At 69.0% G+C, this 21,392-nt stretch carries 21 protein-coding genes; 11 read left to right on the plus strand and 10 right to left on the minus strand.

All coding sequences use genetic code 11. The annotated features are described in order from the left end of the window. Positions 1 to 5: 5 nt before the first annotated feature. From AB4Z46_RS10740 to AB4Z46_RS10755, 4 genes are read right to left on the minus strand one after another with little or no spacing between them, the layout of a single operon-like run. A complete protein-coding gene (locus tag AB4Z46_RS10740; RefSeq protein WP_442283475.1) occupies positions 6 to 830 on the minus strand; it encodes an alpha/beta fold hydrolase in 825 nt (274 codons plus the stop codon). Positions 831 to 846: 16 nt separating this feature from the next. After that, the gene (locus AB4Z46_RS10745) at positions 847 to 1,599 is read right to left on the minus strand and encodes a maleate cis-trans isomerase family protein (protein WP_442283476.1); all 753 of its coding nucleotides are present in this window, start codon (positions 1,597 to 1,599) and stop codon (positions 847 to 849) included. 29 nt (positions 1,600 to 1,628) lie between these two features. Then, positions 1,629 to 2,630 carry an amidohydrolase family protein gene (locus AB4Z46_RS10750; RefSeq protein ID WP_442283548.1) on the minus strand — a complete coding sequence of 334 codons (1,002 nt, stop codon included), beginning with the start codon at positions 2,628 to 2,630 and terminating at the stop codon, positions 1,629 to 1,631. A gap of 13 nt (positions 2,631 to 2,643) precedes the next feature. Next, positions 2,644 to 3,351: a pirin family protein gene (locus AB4Z46_RS10755; protein ID WP_442283477.1), complete on the minus strand. Its 708-nt coding sequence runs from the start codon at positions 3,349 to 3,351 to the stop codon at positions 2,644 to 2,646. A gap of 137 nt (positions 3,352 to 3,488) precedes the next feature. On the opposite strand from AB4Z46_RS10755, the gene AB4Z46_RS10760 reads away from it, so the two are divergent. Further along, entirely contained in the window at positions 3,489 to 3,962 is a 474-nt protein-coding gene (locus AB4Z46_RS10760) for a MarR family winged helix-turn-helix transcriptional regulator (protein WP_442283478.1), read from the plus strand. Positions 3,963 to 3,982: 20 nt separating this feature from the next. Here AB4Z46_RS10760 and AB4Z46_RS10765 read toward each other — a convergent pair whose 3' ends face one another. The 4 genes from AB4Z46_RS10765 to AB4Z46_RS10780 are packed head-to-tail and all read right to left on the minus strand — an operon-like array spanning position 3,983 to position 7,410. Continuing rightward, positions 3,983 to 4,507: an aromatic-ring-hydroxylating dioxygenase subunit beta gene (locus AB4Z46_RS10765; protein ID WP_442283479.1), complete on the minus strand. Its 525-nt coding sequence runs from the start codon at positions 4,505 to 4,507 to the stop codon at positions 3,983 to 3,985. 4 nt (positions 4,508 to 4,511) lie between these two features. Next, positions 4,512 to 5,801 carry an aromatic ring-hydroxylating dioxygenase subunit alpha gene (locus AB4Z46_RS10770; RefSeq protein WP_442283480.1) on the minus strand — a complete coding sequence of 430 codons (1,290 nt, stop codon included), beginning with the start codon at positions 5,799 to 5,801 and terminating at the stop codon, positions 4,512 to 4,514. 12 nt (positions 5,802 to 5,813) lie between these two features. Beyond that, positions 5,814 to 7,094 (minus strand): NAD(P)/FAD-dependent oxidoreductase, encoded by a 1,281-nt coding sequence (locus AB4Z46_RS10775; protein WP_442283481.1) that lies wholly within the window; start codon positions 7,092 to 7,094, stop codon positions 5,814 to 5,816. Between the two features lie 10 nt (positions 7,095 to 7,104). Beyond that, a complete protein-coding gene (locus AB4Z46_RS10780) occupies positions 7,105 to 7,410 on the minus strand; it encodes a non-heme iron oxygenase ferredoxin subunit (protein ID WP_442283482.1) in 306 nt (101 codons plus the stop codon). A gap of 259 nt (positions 7,411 to 7,669) precedes the next feature. Here AB4Z46_RS10780 and AB4Z46_RS10785 point away from each other — a divergent pair, with 259 nt between their 5' ends. From AB4Z46_RS10785 to AB4Z46_RS10830, 10 genes are all read left to right on the plus strand, one after another. Then, positions 7,670 to 8,764, plus strand: coding sequence for a TRAP transporter substrate-binding protein (locus AB4Z46_RS10785; RefSeq protein ID WP_442283483.1), 1,095 nt, complete (start codon positions 7,670 to 7,672; stop codon positions 8,762 to 8,764). 23 nt (positions 8,765 to 8,787) lie between these two features. After that, positions 8,788 to 9,321, plus strand: coding sequence for a TRAP transporter small permease subunit (locus tag AB4Z46_RS10790; RefSeq protein WP_442283484.1), 534 nt, complete (start codon positions 8,788 to 8,790; stop codon positions 9,319 to 9,321). 33 nt (positions 9,322 to 9,354) lie between these two features. Further along, complete coding sequence (locus AB4Z46_RS10795) at positions 9,355 to 10,803, plus strand: TRAP transporter large permease (protein WP_442283485.1); 1,449 nt, start codon at positions 9,355 to 9,357, stop codon at positions 10,801 to 10,803. Positions 10,804 to 10,805: 2 nt separating this feature from the next. Next, positions 10,806 to 13,193, plus strand: a complete 2,388-nt coding sequence (locus AB4Z46_RS10800) for a xanthine dehydrogenase family protein molybdopterin-binding subunit (protein WP_442283486.1) — start codon at positions 10,806 to 10,808, stop codon at positions 13,191 to 13,193. 10 nt (positions 13,194 to 13,203) lie between these two features. Beyond that, positions 13,204 to 14,043, plus strand: coding sequence for an FAD binding domain-containing protein (locus tag AB4Z46_RS10805; RefSeq protein WP_442283487.1), 840 nt, complete (start codon positions 13,204 to 13,206; stop codon positions 14,041 to 14,043). After that, the gene (locus AB4Z46_RS10810) at positions 14,034 to 15,236 is read left to right on the plus strand and encodes a xanthine dehydrogenase family Fe-S subunit (protein ID WP_442283488.1); all 1,203 of its coding nucleotides are present in this window, start codon (positions 14,034 to 14,036) and stop codon (positions 15,234 to 15,236) included. Before AB4Z46_RS10805 ends, AB4Z46_RS10810 begins: the two co-directional genes overlap by 10 nt. 171 nt (positions 15,237 to 15,407) lie before the next feature. Continuing rightward, a complete protein-coding gene (locus AB4Z46_RS10815) occupies positions 15,408 to 16,370 on the plus strand; it encodes an ABC transporter substrate-binding protein (protein ID WP_442283549.1) in 963 nt (320 codons plus the stop codon). A 114-nt stretch (positions 16,371 to 16,484) separates the two neighbouring features. Continuing rightward, the gene (locus AB4Z46_RS10820; RefSeq protein ID WP_442283489.1) at positions 16,485 to 17,288 is read left to right on the plus strand and encodes an ABC transporter ATP-binding protein; all 804 of its coding nucleotides are present in this window, start codon (positions 16,485 to 16,487) and stop codon (positions 17,286 to 17,288) included. Beyond that, positions 17,288 to 18,055, plus strand: coding sequence for an ABC transporter permease (locus tag AB4Z46_RS10825; RefSeq protein WP_442283490.1), 768 nt, complete (start codon positions 17,288 to 17,290; stop codon positions 18,053 to 18,055). Before AB4Z46_RS10820 ends, AB4Z46_RS10825 begins: the two co-directional genes overlap by 1 nt. A gap of 428 nt (positions 18,056 to 18,483) precedes the next feature. Continuing rightward, positions 18,484 to 19,905: a DUF2252 domain-containing protein gene (locus tag AB4Z46_RS10830; protein WP_442283491.1), complete on the plus strand. Its 1,422-nt coding sequence runs from the start codon at positions 18,484 to 18,486 to the stop codon at positions 19,903 to 19,905. 98 nt (positions 19,906 to 20,003) lie between these two features. On the opposite strand, the gene AB4Z46_RS10835 is transcribed toward AB4Z46_RS10830, so the two are convergent. Further along, on the minus strand, positions 20,004 to 20,435 hold the full coding sequence (locus tag AB4Z46_RS10835) for a hypothetical protein (protein WP_442283492.1): 432 nt from the start codon (positions 20,433 to 20,435) through the stop codon (positions 20,004 to 20,006). Between the two features lie 120 nt (positions 20,436 to 20,555). Further along, positions 20,556 to 21,359, minus strand: a complete 804-nt coding sequence (locus AB4Z46_RS10840; RefSeq protein WP_442283493.1) for an alpha/beta hydrolase — start codon at positions 21,357 to 21,359, stop codon at positions 20,556 to 20,558. Between the last annotated feature and the right edge of the window lie 33 nt (positions 21,360 to 21,392).

The following is a 21,392-nucleotide window of genomic DNA, read 5'->3' on the forward strand; positions in this document are numbered from 1 at the left end:
GGGGTTCAGTTCGCCGCCGTTGCCAGCGGCCGGCCGAGGAAGTCGCCGAAGGCGCGGTAGAAGCCGGCTTCGTCGTCCCACGGGATCATGTGGCCCGCACCGGGCACGTGCGCGGTCTGCAGCGCGGGCATCAGGCGGCGCAGTTCGTCCTGGTCCTCGGGCCGGATCACGTCGCCGCGGCCCGCGACCATCAGCAAGGTCGGCACCGCGATGTGCGGCAGGTCGGCATGGACGTCGTCCTGGTGGAAGCTGTCGTAGGTGCTGACGATCGCGCGTTCGTCGCAGGTGTGGAGCCACTCGGAGCGCAGGCGCAGCTGGGCGTCGGTCCAGGTCGGCGAGAAGGCCCGCAGCGCCTCGAAGCCGGCGCCGTCGCGCATCAGCCGGATCGAGTCGACGTACCAGGCGAGGTTGGCCGGGTAGGCGCGGCGTCCCGGTCCCGACACGGGCGGGTCGACCAGCACCAGGCGCTCGAGCCCGGCGGGGCACAGGCGCGCGGCGCGGATGCCGATGCGCGCGCCCATCGAATGCCCGACCAGCGCGTAGTTCTCGAGGCCCAGGGCTTCGGCGAAGGCGCCGACGTCGCGGGCGCAGGCGTCCAGGCCGTAGTCGAGCGTGTCCGACGACTCCGAGAGGCCGCGGCCGCGGACGTCGAGCACGTAGGTGTCGAAGCAGCGGCCGAACTGCTCCGCCACGAAGCCCCAGGTCACGGCCGGGCTGGTGATGCCGGGCACCAGGACCACGGGGCGGCCCTGGCCGCCGTAGCGCAGGTAGTGCTGGCGGATGCCGTTGGCGCGCAGGTTGGCGCCGTAGAGGAAGGTGCTGCGGGTCATGTGCGGGTGCTCCGGATCAGTAGGCGCCCGACAGCAGCGCACCGGCGCCCGGCACCACCGGATCGAGGTCCAGCGCCTTCAGCATGGCGTAGGTGGTGGCGATGGCGGCGGTGATCACCGGCTTGCCGGTCATGGCCTCGACCCTGGCGACCGACGGCAGCGAGGGCATCTGCACGCAGGCCGACAGCACGATCGCATCGACGTCGCGCGTGTCCATGCCGGCCACGATGGCGGGCAGGCGGGCCGGGTCGTGCCGGCCGACCTCGAGGTTGTCGGGGATCTCGAGCGCGCGCCAGTCGCTGACTTCCACGCCCTCGTGGCGGATGTAGTCGACCACCATCTCGGTCAGCGGCTTCATGTAGGGCGCCACCAGCGCGATGCGGCGGGCGCCGATCACCTTGAGCGCGTCGACCAGCGCACCGGCGCTGGTGACCACCGGCGCGCTGCCGCCGTTGTCGGCGGTGCGCGCGTGCAGGCGGGTTTCGGAGGCGCGGTGGTAGCCGTGGCCCATCGACATGATCGCCACCAGGCAGGCATAGCCCAGGACGTCGACGCGGGCGTCGCTGAGCTCCAGCGCGCAGCGGTCGGACTCGGCGTCCATGGCCGCCAGCTCTTCCTTCCGGACCGTCTTCATGCGCATGCGGCTCGAGTGGAAGGTGAAGCGCTCGGGCCGCACCGACTGGCGGGCCAGCAGCATGGCCGGGATCTCGGTCTCCATCGTGGTGTTCGAGCTCGGCACGATCTGGCCGATGCGGTAGGTCTTGGTCATGGGGGTCTCCGGTGAATGAAGGGAAACGCTCAGGAGGCGTTCAGCTTGAGAAGGCGTTCGGCGTTGCCGTGGCAGACCAGCGCGCGCGTGCGCTCGTCCATGGGGGCGGCCTCGATGAAGTCGGCGGCGACGGCGGTCGACTCGTAGGGGTAGTCGACCGAGAACATCACGGCCTCGGCGCCCATCTCCGCGATGGCGCCGGCCAGGGCGGCGGGCGAGCAGACGCCGGAGGTGGTGATCACGATGTTGCGGCCGATGTACTCCGAGGGCGCGCGCTGCAGCGTGAGGCCGTGCGGATAGGCGGCGAAGCGGCTGTCGAATCGCCAGCGCTGGAAGGGCAGGCCTTCGCCCATGTGGCCGAGGATCAGCTTGAGCCGCGGGAAGCGATCGAAGACGCCGCCGAAGAGCAGCCGAAGCGCATGCGTCGCGGTCTCGACGCCCCAGCCCCAGGTGGCGCCGTTGAGCTCGGCATGGCCGTTGAACGAGGCCGGCACGGAAGGGAAGTCGATCGGGTGCAGGTACAGCGGCACGTCGAGCGCCTGCAGCCGCTCCCATACTTCGTCGTAGGCAGGGTCGTCGTAGTAGCGGCCGTGGGTGTGGCCATTGACCAGCGCGCCCTTGAATCCGAGCTGCCGCACCGCGCGCGTCAGCTCGGCGGCCGCCGCCTTCGGGTCCTGCATCGGCAGCGCCGCGAAGCCGGCATAGCGGGTCGGATGGCGTGCCACCTGCTGCGCGAGGAAGTCGTTGTTCTCCTGCGCGCTGCCGATCGCCAGCGAGGTGCTGGCCTCGCCCTGGACGCCGGGCCCGGTCTGCGACAGCACGGTCACGTCGATGCCGGCCCGGTCCATCTCGCCGAGGCGGATCTCGTCGAAGTCGGCCAGCCGGCTCGCGAGCTCGGCATAGACCGCCTTGTCGATGTGCTGCAGGAAGGACTTCGAGTAGCGCTCGAAGCCGGGCGCCATGAAATGCTCTTCGAGCGCGATCTTGCGAATCCTTGTCATCTTGGTTGCTCCGGGTGGGTGAAAGTGAATGTGGAGTGCCGGGCTACAGGTCGAACAGCAGGACCTCGGTGCCGTCCGCCCCGGCGACGAGTTCGAGCGCCTCGTGGTGGGTGAAGCGCAGGCCGTCGCCGCTGCGCAGCTGCAGGCCGGGGTCGACGCTCACCGCGCCCGACACCACGTGCAGGTAGCCGAGCCGATGCGTTTCGAGCCGGTAGCCCAGCGCGCTGCCGCGCGCCGGCCGGCCGACGAAGAGCAGCGCCCGCTGCTGCACGGTGGCCGAGCCGTCGCGGCCGTCGGGCGAAGCGATGAGCTGCCAGGCATCGCGCCCGCCCGCGGCGTCGATGCGCACCCGCTCGCAGCCGGGCGCGAGCCCGCGGGCCTGGGGGTAGAGCCAGATCTGCAGATGCCGCTCGGCGTCGACGCTCGACGCGTTCATCTCGGCATGCTCGATGCCGCTGCCGGCCGTCATGCGGTGCAGTTCGCCCGGGCCGAACACGTAGTCGTTGCCCAGGCTGTCGGTGTGACGGATGCAGCCTTCGATCGGGTAGGTCAGCGACTCGATGTCGCGATGCCCGTGCCAGGCGAAGCCGCGGCCCGCCGCGACCCGGTCCTCGTTGAGCGCGCGCAGCGAACCCCAGTGCGTGTGGTTCGGATCCTGGTAGTCGCCGAAGCAGAAGCTGAAGCGCGCCTGCAGCCAGTCGTTCTCCAGCGCGCCGCGCTGATGGGCGCGGCGGACATTGCGCTCGGTCAAGCTTCTGCTCTTCGAAGGTGATGGCTGCGGCACGGCGTCTATACAATCATCAGTGTGCTAACAAATGGGGGATCCAGGTGTCGTCGAAGAAGCGTCAGTCCGGTCAGGAGCCCGCGGTCGAGGCTTCGGACATCCACATGACCACGGTCGACCCCGCCAAGGAACTTCTCTTCGCGCGGCCCGGATTCCTGGTGCGCCGGCTGCACCAGATCCACGTCGCGATGTTCTTCGAGGAGTGCAAGTCGCAGAACGTCACGCCGGTCCAGTACGCGATCCTCACGGCCGTCTCGGTGCTGCCCGATCTGGACCAGACCTCGCTGGGCCAGGAGGTCGGCCTCGACCGCACGACCACCGCCGACGTGGTCAAGCGGCTCGAGGACCGCGGGCTGGTCGAGCGCCGGCCCAACCCGTCGGACAAGCGCACCCGCCACGTGCGCCTGACGGCCGAGGGACAGACGGTGGTGGACTCGCTGCGCGGCGACATGGCACGCGCGCAGGAGCGCCTGCTGGCGCCCTTGCGTCCGGCCGAGCGCACGATGCTGATGGACCTCATGAAGATCCTGGTCGAGGCCAACAACCAGTACAGCCGCACGGTGCTGCGCGCCATCTGAGGCGTGGCGAGCCGGCGTGCTCACAGCGGGTAGACCAGGTCGTTGGCGATGATCGTGGTGTCGTAGATGGCCTGGCGCTCCTGCAGCAGCAGCCGGCCGTCGACGCGCACGAAGCGGTCGTAGTAGGTGCCCGCCATGTGCACCGTGCTCGGGCCCTCGACCAGGGTCTGCAGCAGCAGGAAGTTGGCCTGCGCCTGCACCTCGCCGGCCTCCGATTCGGCGGTGACGCGCGTGTTGGTCACCAGGTGCAGGTTGTAGCGCGGCGCGAACATCTGCGTCTTGGCGATCGCCACCGCGCGGTCGTGCATCATGTTGCGCCCCTGCGCATACACCAGGCCGACCGGCATGCCGAGTTCGGCGTTCTCGCGCGCGGTCACGCGGTAGAGGCCGTCGGCGGCGAAGAACGCGGGCCAGGCCTCGACCTGGCCGGCATCGAGCACCGCGCAGTACTCGGCGTTGAAGTCTTCGATCTCGTGGCGCAGCGCGGTGGCGCGCGCCGGCTCGATGCGGCGTTCGCGGAACAGGGACTGGGTCGTTGCTTTCATGGCTTCAGAACCCCATCACTTCGCGGTAGTAGCCGTACATGGCGCGGATCGCGGCTTCCGAGATCAGCGAGGTGGAGCTGCCGACGTTGCCGGCGTCGAGCTTGAGCACATTGGTCTCGGTGCTGGACCGGCGCACGCCCTCCTGCACGAACTTCATCGCCTCGTTGTCTTCCAGGCCGAGGAAGCCGGCCGGGCCCATCAGGTTGCCCTGGCGCAGCCGGTGCTGCGTCATCTCCTCGGTGTCGTCCTCGTAGCCGAACATGGTCCACAGCATCAGCATGCTGTTGGGGCCGTTGGGCACGATCTGCCGCACGCCCAGCGTGTTCATCTCGCGCTGCACGATCAGGTTGGGCCAGATGGTCTGCATGGTCACCGACCAGGGCGAATCGAACTCCTTGACGAAGTCCAGGAAGCGGTCGTCGCGCAGGCGCATGCCCTCGTGGTACGAGCGCATCTCCTTCTTGTTCTCGTCGCTGATCGCGGCGTACTTGTCCTCCTTCTTGGCCGAGGCCATGGTGCCGTGGCGGCCGTGCACCGGGTCGGCGATCATCGCGGCGTCGTTGYCCGCGACCAGCAGGCCGAAGACGACCAGGAAGGAATGCAGCAGCGTCGCGTGGTAGGGGTCCTTGAGGTTCTCGTGGTACATCTTCCAGTTGCACGGCAGCTCGTTCTTGTAGTAGCCGTGCACCTTCAGGCGCTTGCCGTTGAAGACGACGTCGAAGTCCTTCAGGATCTCGGGCGTCATGTAGTCCTCGAGCGACTCCATGTCGCTCGCATAGGAGGCGAAGACCACGCCGTTGCGGGTCGCGACGTGCAGCTTGCGCAGGCCGTGGTCCTCGTTGCGGAAGTCCTTCGGCATCCCGCCCTGGCGGTTCACGCCGCGCTTGAAGGGCACGCCCTGCAGGTTGCCCTTGAGGTCGTAGGACCACTGGTGGTAGGGGCAGACGAACTCGGTCGCGTTGCCCTGGCTGTGGCGGCAGAACTCGGCGCCGCGGTGGGCGCAGCGGTTCTCGAAGACGTTGATCGAGCCGTCCGCCGCGCGCGACACCACCACCGGCGTGGCGCCGACATAGGAACGCTTGAAGTCCCCCGTGTTCGGCACCTCGGCCTCGAGGGCGACGAAGTTCCAGGAGCGGCCGCGAAAGATCTTCTCCATCTCCTCGTCGTACACGGCCTCGCTGGTGTAGACCCAGTCGGGAATGAAGTTCGCCGCGTCCTCGGGCCACTTGCAGGCGGCGAGCTCGGCGTCCTTGGTGCTGGGGGTGCGGTTGATGACCGCATGGGTGCTGTACATGGCGGGATCCAGTCAGGAGAGTGAGGGGCTGGCCGCGGCGGCCAGTGCGTCGCGCACCAGTTGCCGCGGGGGAATCGAGGTGTCGCGCAGCCGCGCGGGGTCGCAGGCGATGCGCTGTTCGACCAGGCTTCGAAGCGGCCGCAGGTCGCCGCCGGCGTTGACGCCGATCGCGTGCACGAGGCGGCCGGCCGCATCGACGCCGAGCAGCAGGAACTTCGGCGTGCCGTCGATCGCGGCCTCGCCGCGCAGGTGATAGGCGGCGGCCGCGGCGGGCAGCCCGAGCATCTGGATGTTGCAGCCGAACTGGTCGGTCCAGAACCAGGGCGTCGCGGCGGCCTCGGTCGGCACGCCGAGCATCGCCGCGGCGGCGACGCGGGCCTGCTCGTTGGCGCTCTGCCAGGATTCGAGGCGGATCTCTTCGCCGACCAGCGGCTGGACCTGGCTCGCGCAGTCGCCGGCGGCGTAGATGTTCGGTGCGCTGGTGCGGCATTGCGCATCGATGCGGATGCCGCCGTTCTGCGGATGCAGTTCAAGGCCGCAGCCCTCGGCCAAGGCGACCTCGGGTGTCTGCCCGATCGCGACCACCAAAAGCGGCGCATGGAGGGCGCTGCCGTCGTCCAGCCGCAGGGCCATGCCGTCCGTGTTCGGCGCGATCGAGACGCAGCTGCGGCCGAGCCGGAGGTCGACGCCCGCGCCGCGCACGCGCTGCGCGAGCCAGCCCGAAAACTCGGGTGGCACCGCGCGCGGCAGCACGCGGGCGGCGGCTTCGATGACGGTCACCTCGAGGCCCGCGGCGCGCGCGGTGGCGGCCGCTTCGAGGCCAAGGAAGCCGGCGCCGAGCACGGTCAGCGCGGACCGGCCGGCCATCGCAGCGCGCAGCGCCTGCGCATCGGCCAGCGTCCGCACATAGTGCACATGCGGCGTGCCTGGCGGCAGCGAGGGCAGCGTGCGCGCCCGCCCGCCGGTGGCGATCAGGCAGCGGCTGAAGGGCAGCACCTGCCCGTCGCTGCAGTGCGCCAGCCCGCGCTCGGCATCGAGCGACGCGATGCCGACGCCGAGCCGCAACTCGATCGCCTGGGCGTCGTGGAAGCCCGCGGGATGGATGCCGATGCGGCCGTCCATCGCGGCATCGGCCAGCACCGCCTTGGTGAGCGGCGGGCGCTCGTAGGGCGGCGAAGATTCGTCGCCGACCATCACGATGCGGCCCCGATGGCCGAGCGTGCGCAGCGCGGCGGCGGCCGTCGCGCCGGCCTGGCCGGCGCCGATGATCAGGAAAGGCGCTTCGTCGGTCATGGCCGCGCTCTCAGGCATCGACCAGGACGTCGCCGTCCTCGACCCGCACCGGATAGATCCGGATCGGCTGGGTGGCGGGCGCGCACATGGCCGCGCCGGTGCGCAGGTCGAAACGCGCCTGGTGCAACGGGCACTCGACGCAGCCGTCCTCCACGTAGCCATCGGACAGCAGCGCGTACTGGTGCGTACAGACGTTGTCCGTCACGTGGAATTCGCCGCCGCTGCGGAACAGCGCGAGCTGTGTCTCTCCCAGCGCGATCGGCATGACTTCGTCGTCTTGCAACTGACTCGCGGCAGCGATTCTGATCCAGGCCATGAGGCGTCCTTTGAAACGTACACTGAATTGATATCGTCAGTGTACTGAATAATATTTGAAGGGCGCAAGCGTTTTTCAGTTTCGCTTCGAAGACACAGGGTTTGCACTTATTCAGTGCGAATTCCCTATGTGATGCACCGAAACAAGCACTGGAAGCCGACGTTCTGGTGCACGGGAAAACACGAAGAAAATGTCGTTGACACGGAATAATCAACTCAGCATACTGACGATTCTCTGCCCCACATCCCAGGAGTTATTCATGCAAAGACGCCGCTTTTTCGAGAAGACCGGAGCGCTGGCGGGCCTCGCCACGCTCGCGGTTCCTGCCATCGCCCAGACCGCTCCGACCGTCAAGTGGCGCATGTCCACCAGCTGGCCCAAGAGCCTGGACACCATCTATGGTTCGGCCGATCGCCTGTGCAAGCGGGTGTCCGAACTGACCGAGGGCCGGTTCGAGATTCGTCCGTTCGCGGGCGGCGAGATCGTGCCGCCGGCGCAGAACATGGAGGCGGTGAGCAACGGCACCATCGAGTGCAACCACGTGCTGGCCTCGGCCTTCATCGGCAAGGACACCGCGATCGCCTTCGACACCGGCCTGGCCTTCGGCCTGAACGCGCGCCAGCACAACGCCTGGATGCACTTCGGCGGCGGCATGCCGCTGGTGCGCGCGATGTACAGGAAATACGGCATCGTCAACTTCGTCAGCGGCAACGTCGGCGTGCAGATGGGCGGCTTCTATCGCAAGGAGATCAAGTCGGTGGCCGACCTGCAGGGCCTGAAGATGCGCATCGGAGGCATCGGCGGCATGGTGCTCGAGAAGCTGGGCACGGTGCCGCAGCAGATACCGGCGTCGGACATCTACTCGGCGCTCGAGAAGGGCACCATCGACGCCGCCGAATGGATCGGCCCCTACGACGACGAGAAGCTCGGCCTGCAGCGCGTGGCCCAGCATTACTACGCGCCCGGCTGGTGGGAGGGCAGCGCCTCGATCACCTCGATGGTCAACGAGAAGGCCTGGGCCGCGCTGCCCGCTTCCTACAAGGCGGCTTTCGAATGCGCCTGCTCCGAAGAGACCATGAAGATGCTGGCCGACTACGACGCCCGCAATCCCGACGCGCTCAAGAAGCTGATCGGGCAGGGCGCCAAGCTGTCCTACTTCCCGAGAGACGTGATGGTCGCGGCGTTCAAGGCCTCCGAAGAACTGTGGGGCGAGCTGTCGGCCAAGAACCCCGAGTTCAAGGCGATCTTTCCCAAGTGGCAGCAGTTCCGCCAGAACGAGGCGAGCTGGTTCCGCGTGGCCGAGAGCGCGCTCGACAACTTCACCTTCGCTGAACTCGCGAAGAACAAGGGCTGATCGGGCCGAAGGAACTCATCGCCATGAACTCGCTGCTGCGCGCTTCGCGCCTGATCGACGCCCTGAACACGGCCGTCGGCAAGGCATCGTATTGGCTCATCCTGGTCGCGGTGCTGATCAGCAGCGGCAATGCGGTGGTCCGCAAGGCCTTCAACATGAGCTCGAATTCGCTGCTGGAGATCCAGTGGTACCTGTTCGCGGCGGTGTTCCTGCTCTGCGCCGGCTACACCCTGCTCAACAAGGAGCACGTGCGCGTCGACCTGATCCATTCGCGGCTCTCGCGGCGAAAGCAACTGTGGGTCGAGATCTTCGGCACGCTCTTCTTCCTCGCGCCGATGACCCTGTTGATCCTGGTGCTGTCCTGGGCGCCGTTCGTCGATGCGTACACCAGCGGCGAAGTCTCCTCCAACGCCGGCGGCCTGATCCGCTGGCCGGTGAAGCTGCTGATCCCGGTCGGCTTCGCCCTGCTGCTGCTGCAGGGGGTCTCCGAAGTGATCAAGGACGTGGCCGAACTGCGTGGCCTCGACGACAAGCTCGGCGCGCCGAATGCGGCCTGATGCGGCCGCACCCCCTGACCCCCCGGACCCACGATGATTGAATTCCTGACCACCTACATGGCGCCGATCATGTTCGCGTGCCTGGTGCTGCTGCTGCTGATCGGCTACCCGGTGGCCTTCGCCGTCGGCGCCAACGGGCTGATCTTCGGCCTCGTCGGCATCGCGCTCGGACTGATCGAGCCCTCCCTGTTCCAGGCCCTGCCCGAACGCGTCTTCGGCATCATGTTCAACGAGACGCTGCTGGCGATCCCGTTCTTTACCTTCATGGGGCTGATCCTCGAGCGCAGCGGCATGGCGGAGGACCTGCTCGACACCATCGGCCAGGTGTTCGGTCCGGTGCGCGGCGGCCTCGCCTACGCGGTGATCTTCGTCGGCGGCCTGCTCGCCGCCACCACCGGCGTGGTCGCGGCCTCGGTGATCTCGATGGGCCTGATCTCGCTGCCGATCATGCTGCGCTACGGCTACGACAAGCGGCTCGCCAGCGGCGTGATCGCCGCCTCCGGCACGCTGGCCCAGATCATCCCGCCGTCGCTGGTGCTGATCGTGCTGGCCGACCAGATGGGCAAGTCGGTCGGCGACATGTACGCCGGCGCGCTGGTGCCGGGGCTGGTGCTCACCGGCCTGTACGCGGTCTATGTCTTCGTCTACTCGATCGTCAAGCCGGAGGCGGCGCCCGCGCTGCCGCCGGAAGCGCGCACGCTGCGCGGCGGCGCGCTGGCGTTCAGGGTCCTGACGACGCTGGTGCCGCCGCTGGTGCTGATCTTCCTGGTGCTCGGCACCATCTTCCTGGGCATCGCGACCCCGACCGAGGGCGGCGCCATGGGCGCGGCCGGCGCACTGCTGCTGGCGCTCGGCCGGCGCAAGCTCTCGCTGCCGCTGCTGCGCCAGGCGATGGACAAGACCGCCAAGCTGACCTGCTTCGCGATCTTCATCCTGGTCGGTGCGACCGTCTTCGGCCTGGTGTTCCGCGGCGTCGACGGCGATCTCTGGGTCGAGCACCTGCTGCTGCACCTGCCGGGGGGGCAACTGGGCTTCCTGATCGTGGTCAACCTGATGGTCTTCCTGCTGGCCTTCTTCCTCGACTTCTTCGAGCTGGCCTTCATCATCGTGCCGCTGATCGCGCCGGTCGCCGACAAGATGGGCATCGACCTGATCTGGCTCGGCGTGCTGCTGGCGGTCAACATGCAGACTTCCTTCATGCATCCGCCGTTCGGCTTCGCGCTGTTCTACCTGCGTTCGGTGGCGCCGAAGGAGGTGCTGACCAGCGACATCTACCGCGGTGCGATCCCGTTCGTGCTGATCCAGCTGGCGATGGTCGGGCTGGTGATCGCCTTCCCGGGCATGGTGACCGGCAATGTTCACAAGGCGGCGAAAATCGACCTCGACACGATCAAGATCGAGATGCCGCACCAGGGCGAAGGCAGCCCGTCGGCCTACCCGGGCGACGACGCCCCCTCGCCGTTCGACAGCAGGAAGCCTTGAGCATGGACACCACTCACCCCCATCACACCGGCGACCCGGACGCGCAAGGCGTGGGCGCGCGCGTGCTGCGCAAGGAAGACGCGCGCCACCTGCACGGCAAGGGCCAGTTCGTCGCCGACATGAGCCTGCCGGAACTCAGCGAGGTCGCCTTCCTGCGCAGCCCGCTGGCGCACGCCAGCATCGTCTCGGCCCGGCTGCCCGAAGCGGGCGCCGAGCGCGTCGTGCTGCGCGCGTCGATGCCCGATGCGCGCGACATCGTGGCCGACTCCACGCTGCCCACCTACCAGCCGTCGGCGCAGCCGCCGCTGGCTTCGGGCAAGGTCCGCTTCGTCGGCGAGCCGGTGGCGATGGTGTTCGCCCGCACGCGCGCCGAGGCCGAAGACCTGGCCGAGCAGATCGAGATCGAGTACGACGAGCTCCCGGTCTACGCCGACGCCGACAGCGCGCGCGCCGCCACCGGCGAACTGATCCACCCGCAATGGCGCGACAACACCTTCGTGACGCTGCACGCCGACAAGGAGTTCGAGGCGCATGCCGCCCAGGCCTCGCTGGTGGTGCGGCGCGAGGTCTCGCTGGCCCGCCAATGCATGGTGCCGATGGAAGGCAAGGCCGTGCTGGCCTACTGGGACCACCAGGCCGACCAGCTGGTGGTGGTGAGCGCCACCCAGGTGCCGCACATGATCCGCACCGTGCTGGCCGAATGCCTGGGCCTCGAGCAGGGGCGGGTGCGGGTGATCTCGCCCGACGTCGGCGGCGCCTTCGGCTACAAGTGCGTGCTGCAGCAGGAAGAGCTCTGCGTGGCCTGGCTGGCCAAGACCTACCGCAGGCCCTTCCGCTACCTCGAGGACCGGCGCGAGCACCTGATCGCCGGCGCCAACACGCGCGAGCACAGCTACCAGATGACCGCCTACGCCGATGCGCGAGGCCGCCTGCTCGCGCTCGACGCCCGCATCACGATCGACGGCGGCGCCTATTCCGTGTGGCCGTTCACGATCGGGCTCGAACCCGGCCAGGCGGTGGGCAACCTGCCAGGTCCCTATGCCTTCCGCGGCTACCGTTGCGTGACCGAGTGCGTCGCCACCAACAAGCCCGGCTTCGTGCCCTACCGCGGCGTGGCGCGCACCGGGGTCTGCTTCGCGATGGAGCTCACGCTCGACGCCATCGCCCGCGCGGTCGGCCGCGAGCCGTGGGAGGTCCGGCTTGAGAACCTGGTACCGGCCTCGGCCATGCCCTATGTCAATGTCGCCAACAAGCACTTCGACAGCGGCGACTATCCGGCCAGTCTGGTCAAGGCGCGCGACATGATCGGCGTCGATGCCGTGCGGCGGCGCCAGGGCGAGACGCAGCCGGATGGCCGGCTGATCGGCGTCGGCTTCGCCACCTACACCGAGCAGTCGGCGCACGGCACCTCGGTGTTCGCGTCCTGGGGCACGCCGGTGATCCCTGGCTTCGATTCGGCGACGGTGCGGATCACGCCCGACGGCGGACTCGAGATCCGCGTCGGCGTGCATTCGCACGGCCAGGGCATGGAGACCACCTTCGCCCAGATCGCGCACGAGATCCTCGGCGTCGACATCGCCCACATGAAGCTGGTGCACGGCGACACCGGGCAGACGCCGTTCTCCACCGGCACCTATGCGTCGCGCTCGCTGGTGATGTCCGGCGGCGCGGTGGCGCGCGCCTGCAAGGCGCTGGCCCCGCGCATCCGGCATATCGGCGCCCACCTGCTGGGCAGCACGCCGGAGACGGTCGTGCTCGCCGGCGGGCGCATCGCGGCCGGCGAGCGGAGCGTCTCGGTGGCCGAGGTGGCGCAGGCCTGGTACCTGCGCCCCGACCGCCTGCCGCCCGACGTCGACCCGGCCGGGCTCGAGGTGACGACCGGCTTCAAGCCCAAGGTCGACACCGGCGCCTTCACCTACGCGACCCATGCGGTGACGGTGGCGGTCGACCCCGAGACCGGGCACGTCGAGATCCTGGACTACGTGATCGTCGAGGACTGCGGCACCATGATCAACCCGATGGTGGTCGAGGGCCAGACCTATGGCGGCGTGGCGCAGGGCATCGGCACCGCGCTCTACGAGGAGACGCCCTACGACCGCAACGGCCAGCCGCTCGCCTCCACGCTGGCCGACTACATGCTGCCGGGCGCGACCGAGGTGCCGGCCATGCGCATCCACCACTTCGAGACCCCGTCGCCGCACACCGAGTTCGGCGCCAAGGGGATGGGCGAGGGTGGGGCGATCGCGCCGCCGGCCGCCATTTTCAACGCGGTGAACGACGCCCTGCGGCCACTGGGCGCTGAAGTGTCTCAGACCCCGTTGACACCCCGCCGCCTGCTGGAGGCGATCGAGGCGGCGCAGGTCGTCGAGAAGAAAAAGAAGGCTGCATGAGGAACGCCAGATGAAAGCCGCGAGCTTCGAATACCAACGCCCCGCGACGCTGCAGGACGCCTTGCGTGCCTTGGCCGACGCCGGCGGCGCCGCCAAGGTGATGGGCGGCGGCCAATCCCTCGGGCCGATGCTGAACCTGCGCCTGGCGCGGCCGAAACAGGTGGTCGACGTCTCCTCGCTCGGCGAGCTGCGACAGGTCACGGCCGAAGGCGACCTGCTGCGCATCGGCGCGGCCGTGACGCATGCCGAGATCGAGGACGGCGTGCACCCCTTGCTGCGCGACGGCCTGCTGCAGTCGGTGGCCGCCGGCATCGCCTACCGCGCGATCCGCAACCGCGGCACGCTCGGCGGCAGCCTCGCGCATGCCGACCCGGCGGCCGACTGGGTGCTGGCGATGGCCGCCCTGGGCGCCCAGATCGAGATCGCCTCGCCGGCCGGCACCCGCCGCGTGACCATGGAGCGCTTCATGCATGGCGCCTACACCACCGAACTGGCCGAGGGCGACGTGCTGTCGGCAGTTCTTGTTCCCAAGCTGGGCATGGCGGCGCGCTGGGGCTATTTCAAGTTCTGCCGCAAGACCGGCGAGTTCGCGGAGGCCAGCTGCGCGGCGGTGTTCGATCCCTCGCGCAAGCTCGCGCGCATCGTGCTCGGCGCGCTCGATGGCGCGCCGCAAGCCTTGCCGGCCCTTGCCGCGGAGGTGGCGCGGACCGCCGCCATGCCGTCGCGCGAAACCCTTCGATCGGCCGTTGCCGCGGCGCTGCCGGGCAAGGATGCGGTCGATCGCAAACTGAGGGTCGCGGCGGTCGAGCGCTGCCTGCACCAGATCTTCATTCCGGAGCTTTGCACATGACGACCATCGCCGTCGAACTCAACGGCCGCGCGCTGCATCGCGACGTGCCCGCGCGCATGCACCTCGCCGACTTCGTGCGCGAAGAAGGCCGCCAGACCGGCACCCACCTGGGCTGCGAGCACGGCGTCTGCGGTGCCTGCACGGTGCTGGTCGACGACCGGCCAGTGCGCTCGTGCATCGCTTTTGCGGTGGCCTGCGACGGCCGGAAGGTGACCACGGTCGAGGGCTACGACCACGACCCGGTGATGGCGCTGCTGCGCCCGGCGTTCTCGCGCCACCATGCGCTGCAGTGCGGCTACTGCACGCCCGGCATGCTCGCCACCGCACGCGACATCGTGCTGCGTTTCCCCGATGCGGACGAGGCCCGGGTCCGGCTCGAGCTGTCGGGCAACCTGTGCCGCTGCACCGGCTACGTGGGCATCGTGGCGGCCATTCGCGACGTGCTCGACCAATGCCGCGACGGCGGCCACGCCGGCATCGCGTCGATGCGCGAAGCGCTGCAGGCCCAGGGCTGCAAGGCGTCGCCGATCGCCACTGCGCCGGGCTTCGCGGCCTTCGAGGCCGCGGACACCGGCGTCGCCGCGGTGGCTGCGGCACCGCGCGGCGAGCCGGCGTCGACGGATGCGGCTTCGGCCAACGGCACCCGCATCCAGGGCCAGTTCTCGGTGCCGTTCCCGGCCGCCGAGGTCTGGCGCTTCATGGCCGACCTGCCGGCCGTCGCCGCCTGCCTGCCGGGCGCCGAACTGACCGAACACGCCGGCGACCGCGTGAAGGGCCGGGTGGCGATCAAGTTCGGGCCGATGTCGGCCAGCTTCAACGGCGCCGCGCGGCTCGACCGCGACGACAGCACGCGCAGCGCGGTGCTGAAGGGCGCGGGCCAGGACTCGCTGAGCCAGTCGCGCGCCAACGGCGACGTCGCCTACCGCCTGACGGAGGTGTCGCCGAGCGCGACCCGGGTCGACGTCGACCTGCTCTATTCGCTGCAAGGCCCGCTGGCGCAGTTCTCGCGTTCGGGCCTGGTCAAGGACTTCGTCGGCCGCCTGATCCAGGAGTTCGGCAAGAACGTGGCGCTGCGCATGGACCCTGCGCGCGCGGGCGAAGCCCCCTTGCCGCCGGCGCGCCTGAATGCCTTCAGCATGGGCCTCGGCGTTCTGTGGTCGCGCATCCGCCGCTGGTTCGGAGCCGGCGACTAGCCCGCAGTCTTCTCGTGTTTCCCGGCATCCCGGCGCGCTTCGAAGGATTCGCGCCGAGGGCGCAGCTTTGTCCGTTGATTGGTCTTTTTGATTTTGGAGAGAACGATGATGAATGGCTCGCTTGCTAGAACTCTTCGCGCAGCGCTCGCGTGCTGCATCGGCCTCGGCGCGATGGCCGCGGCCTGCGCCCAGGCCCCCGAGAAGCTGAAGGTCCGGCTCGACTGGACGCCCTGGGGCGTGCATGCCGCGGTGCACCTGGCCCAGCAGAAGGGCTGGTTCAACGCGGCCGGGCTCGACGTCAGCCTCGAGGACGGCAACGGCTCGGTGACCACGGTGCAGCTGGTCGGCGGCGGCGACCAGTTCGATGTCGGCCACGCGGCGCTGGCCTCGATGATGATCGCGCGCGACAAGGGCGTGCCGGTGAAGGCGGTCGCGGTCTTCGCGCGGCTCAGCGACGTCGGCCTGCTGGTGCCGAAGGACGGCGGCATCCAGGGCCCCAAGGACCTGAAGGGCAAGAAGGTCGCCTACACCGCGGGCTCGCTGGAGGCGCCGTTCATCGACGCCTTCCTAGCCGCCGGCGGCCTGAAGCGCAGCGACCTGGAACTGGTCGGCGTCGATGCCGCGGGCAAGGCCGCCACCTATGCCGCGGGCCGCACCGACGCGGCGTTCTCGACCATCCCGTTCTTCCTGCCCGTGGTGTCGCTGACGCGGCCTTCGGATGCGATCCGCTTCGCCGACTACCAACTCAACATGCCGAGCTTCGGGCTGTTCGCCACCGAGGACAAGCTCAAGGCGCGCGGTCCGGCCATCGGCAAGTTCGCGAGTGTCGTGGCGGCTTCGTGGGCCTACGTGCTGAACGGCCACGAGGACGAAGCGGTGGAGGCCATCGTCGCGCAGCGGCCGCAGGCCAAGCTCGACAAGAAGGTGGTGCGGGCGCAGATCGACGCGCTGCGGCCCTTCTTCCAGTCGCCGGCGGCGGCCGGCCAGCCGATCGGCGTTCCCGTGGCTGCGGATTGGACGATCGCGGTGAAGACGCTGACCGATGCCGGCCTGATCAAGTCGATCAAGGACGGCAAAGACTTCTTCGTGCCGGGCCTGGTGCGGCCGGTGGTGCTGCGCGGAGGTGCTCAATGAGCCGCCGGGCCGCTCCCAAGGCGAATACCGGAGCGCTGCTGCGCGGAGGTGCTCAATGAGCCGCCGGGCCGCTCCCAAGGCGAATACCGCAGCGCTGCTGCGCGGAGGTGCTCAATGAGCGCTGCGGCGATCCACGCGGACGGCGTCCGCAAGGTCTACCCCGGGGAGCGCGCGCTGACCGCGCTGGACGGGATCTCGCTGGACATCCGGCCGGGCGAGTTCGTCAGCATCCTCGGGCCCAGCGGCTGCGGCAAGAGCACCTTCCTGCGCTGCGTCGCCGGCCTGGAGCCGGTGACGGCCGGAACGCTCAGCGTCGACGGCCGACCGGTGGCGGGGCCGCCCGACCACCTGGGCATGGTGTTCCAGCGCGACGCGCTGCTCGAATGGCGGACCATCGAGCGCAACATCCTGCTGCCGATCGAGTTCGCCCGCAAGCCGACCCAGGCCTACCGCGCGGCCATGGCGCAGCTGCTGAAGCTGACCGGCCTCTCGGACTTCGGCGACCGCTATCCGCGCGAGCTGTCGGGCGGCATGCGGCAGCGGGCCGCGATCTGCCGTGCGCTGATCGACCAGCCGGGCCTGCTGCTGATGGACGAGCCCTTTGGCGCCCTCGATGCCCTGACGCGCGACCAGATGAACGTCGAGCTGCAGCGCATCTGGCTCGAGACCCGCAACACCGTGATGTTCGTGACGCACGGGATCTCGGAGGCGGTGTTCCTCGCCGACCGGGTGGTGGTCTTCTCGCCCCGGCCGGGCCGCATCGCCGACATCATCGAGGTCGACCTGCCGCGGCCGCGCCGTCTGGCGGTGCGCGAGACGGCGCAGTTCGGCGCCTACACGGGGCGCATCCGCGACCTGTTCCACGACATGGGGCTGATCAACGAAGAGCCCGCCCACGCCCTCGAGGAGGCTGCCTGATGAACCCGTGGATGGCCAAGGCCAGGCAATGGCTGCTGGGCGCGCTGTCGATCGTCGCCTTCCTCGCGGTCTGGGAAGTGCTGGTGCGGGTGCTGCACGTGCGGCCGGTGACGCTGCCGCCGCCGACCGCGATCCTCGGCGAGCTCGCCGGCGAGTGGCGCTGGTACCTGGACCACGCGCTCTACACCCTGCTGACCACGCTCGGCGGCTTCGTGCTGTCGGTGCTGGTCGGCGTGGCGCTGGCGATGCTGCTGGTGGGGTCGCGCTGGTTCGAGCATGCGATCTACCCGCTGATCGTGGCCCTGAACAGCGTGCCCAAGGTGGCCATCGCGCCGCTGTTCGTGATCTGGCTCGGCACCGGCTCCGAGCCCAAGATCGCGATCGCCTTCCTGATCGCGGTCTTCGCGGTGATCGTCGACGCGGTGCACGGGCTGCGCTCGGTGCCGCAGGACGTGCTGGACCTCGGCACCGTGCTGAAGGGGTCGACGCTCGACTTCTTCTTCAAGGTCAGGCTGCCGTGCGCGCTGCCCTCCATCCTGACGGGCATGAAGGTGGCGATCTCGCTGTCGCTGGTGGGCGCCATCGTGGGCGAGTTCGTCGCGTCGCAGCGCGGCCTCGGCTATGTGATCCTGAGCGCGCAGGGGACCTTCGACACGCCTCGGGTGTTCGCGGCGGTGTTCATGCTGGCGATCCTCGGCATCGTGCTCTATGGCGGCCTGGCCTGGGCCGAGCGGCGCGCCACGCCCTGGCGCCGCATCGATGCCTAGGCCTGTGGGCGATGAGGCCGCAGCCGCGCGGTCAGTCGCCGAATTGAACCAGCGACCCCTCTTTCCTGCGTTCAGTCAAGCTCGACGCCCCCGGTCGGTCGATTGTCCGGGGCTGCCTCACGGACGATCAGAGGCGGTCACTCTTGATCAATCAACAAAACAGCAAACACAGATTGACACTTGATGCCGATGGAGTCATCGCCCTGCTCGGAGGGCCCCGAAGCGGGCTCGGCCGTGACCCGGGGATTTCGACTTCGTAACATTGATCTGGCGCAATTCAGGCGTGCGACTCGGCCTTAGGATTTCGGTTGGGTTCTGAAGTGTGGTGGTCAACGCGCCGATGCCGAAGGAAGGCCCCGTGCAGGTCTCGAAGAGCTCGCGGCAGGGCCTGCGACAGCCTAGAAGAATCAACCGCCAGGAGCACTGTCATGGCCAAGACCGGCAAGAACGAGCGCGCGAACGCATCGCCTCGAACGGCAACGCCTTACACGTCCGTCGAGGAGCGGCGCTCCAAGGGAAAGGCGTTGCGCGACAAGGTGCCGCGCGCGGCGCATGCGGGGTGGAAGGCGCCGAAGGACCGGCGCGATCCGATCGAGCTCCTGGTCGAGACCAACGAGGGCCGCATGATGGACCTGGTCCCGATTCGCTTCGGGCGCATGTCTGCGTCGCCGTTCGCCTTCTACCGCGGCGCTGCCGCACTGATGGCCGCGGACCTCGGCACGACACCGAGCAGCGGGATCCGGGTGCAGGCGTGCGGCGATGCCCACCTGATGAACTTCGGCGGCTTCGCGACACCGGAGCGCAACGTGATCTTCGACATCAATGATCTCGACGAGACGCTGCCGGCCCCCTGGGAGTGGGATCTCAAGAGGCTTGTTGCGAGCGTGGTGATTGCGGCGCGGCATCTGCGACTTCCCGACAGCGATGCGGCACGCGTAGCGACGGATATCGCGCGCGAGTATCGCGAACGGATGGCCGACTACGCGTCCATGCGGGCCCTCGATGTCTGGTACGACAAGATCGATCTGCAGCGCTACGCGGATCGGTCGGTCGATCCGGAACTCCTGCAGAGAATCCGCAAGCGGATGGCAGATCGGATCGAAGCAGAACGACGCAAGAGTGTCCCCGACCATCTGTACCCGAAGCTGGTTTCGCACGAGGGCGCCACGCCGAGGATCAAGGACGAGCCGCCGCTGATCTTCCATCCGACCGGCGAACAGGCCCTCGGCCTGGAGTCGGGGTATGCCGAAGCGATCGCCTCCTACAGAGAGAGCTTGCCCGAGCAGACGCGGACGCTGTTCGACCGGTTTCATTTCTTCGACCTGGCCATCAAGGTGGTCGGCGTGGGCAGTGTCGGCACCATGTGTGCTGTCGCACTGTTCATGGCGGCCGACGACGACCCGCTGTTCCTGCAGGTGAAGGAGGCACGCCCCTCGGTGCTCGAGGCCTATGCGGGGAAGAGCCGCTACTCGAACCACGGCCAGCGCGTCGTGATGGGCCAGCGCATGATGCAGGCGGCGAGCGACGTGTTCCTCGGATGGACCCGGGGAATGAACGGCCGTGACTACTATGTGCGCCAGCTTCGCGACATGAAGATGTCCGCGGTCATCGAGGATTGGGACACGGGCGTGTTGCGGCAATATGGGCGCATGTGCGCTCACGCGCTGGCCCGCGCGCACGCTCGTTCGGGTGATGCCGCGATGATCCACGGCTACATGGGTTCGGGGCAGACCTTCGACGACGCCATCGGTGAGTTCTCGGTCGAGTACGGCGACCAGAACCGCAGCGACTATCGGGCGTTCGTGCAGGCCGTGCGGGAGAAGCGCGTCGATGTCATCGTCGAAGGCTAGCGTGGCGTGCCCAAGACGATGGAACCGAAGCGAACCGTGAACGCGACCTGATGCCGGGGTGCGGGCCGCCCCGTCGACCTTGCCCTGGGCAAGAGTGCTCAGCGTCCCATGCGGGCGTCGTAGCCGCGCGAAACGCGATCGATCAGCGCCGGATCGCGCGCGCCCGTGGCGTCGAACTGTACGCGCACGCTGCCGTCTGCCTGCTGGCGGACGGTGGCCGTCACCGTGCCCGCTCCGAGTTGGCCGACGATGGTCCCGCCGCGGTGGTCCTCGACGCTGATGGTCAGCCCCTGGTCGCGCATCGCGCCCGCGGCTGCGGAGAAGGAGCGGTCGAAGCTGGCCGGCGCCATGCCGGGCACGGGGTAGCCGTAGTAGTAGCACCCCGACAGGGCCAGCGCGGCGGCGCAGGCAAGGGCGCTTGCCACGCGCCTGGCGGTGCCGCCTCCGCGGACCGCGGGTCTGGTTGGATGAGCTTGACGCGGATCGCGCTCGCCGAGCGATCCTTCGCGATTGACCATGGAACTGCTCATGACGTCCCTTTCGTCGTTGTGCCGGGCTTTCGCCCACGCGTCGGAGCCCATTGTCACGTCCCGGAGGGATTTCTCCAATTCCGCGTCGGCCGCCGTCGGGATCGTTTCGGCGCCTTGCCCTCAGCGTGGCGCGGGCTCGCCGAGCAGGAACCCGATGGCGCTGCGCCACCAGGCCTCGTCCACGTATCGGATCCAGTCGTTGTGGTCGGCGGTCCGCACCACCTCGAGCCGCTTGGGACCGGGCAGCGCCTCGTACAGCGCCGTGCCGAAGCGGGCAGGAACGATCCGGTCACGCTCGGCGACCACCACCAGCACGGGGCGGCCGATGGATGCCAGGTGGGCGGCGCTGTCGTAGCGATCGCGCAGCAACCACGTCACCGGCAGCCACGGATAGTGGTGGGCCGCGACGTGTTCGAGCCTGTCCCACGGCGTGATGAGCATCAGGGCCGCGACGTGGTCGCGTTGCCGATCGGCCGCCGCGGCCGCCACGCCGGCGCCCAGCGATTCGCCGATGAGCAGCACCGGCGCGCCGTGCAGCCGATGGGCCAGCGCGATGGTCTGCTCGGCATCCTCGACCAGGCTGCGCTCGCCCAACGCACCGTCGCGCGGACCGTAGGCCGGGTATTCGGCCAGGATCACGCGCAGGCCGAGGCGGGCGAGCGCCGCGGCGTAGTAGCCGCGATGCCCGGCATGGCCTGCATTGCCGTGGAACACGAGGGCGGTGCCGCGCGCGGGGCCTTCCGGTTCCGCCACCAGACCGCGAAAGTCGCCCTCGGCCGGCCAGGCGGCGAGGCCGGCGGACTCCATCTCGGCGGCTGGCGCCCGGGCGGGGTAGTAGAGCAGACGGTCCTGGAACATGGCGGGCGCTGCCAGCGCGATCACGCAGGCGGTGGCGAGCCAAAGCATGATCGCAGCAGGTTTCATCCAGGCCCGGTTCGGTGATTCGACGGCGAATCG

This window comes from Variovorax sp. M-6 (assembly GCF_052114385.1).
Taxonomy (GTDB): Bacteria; Pseudomonadota; Gammaproteobacteria; order Burkholderiales; family Burkholderiaceae_C; genus Variovorax.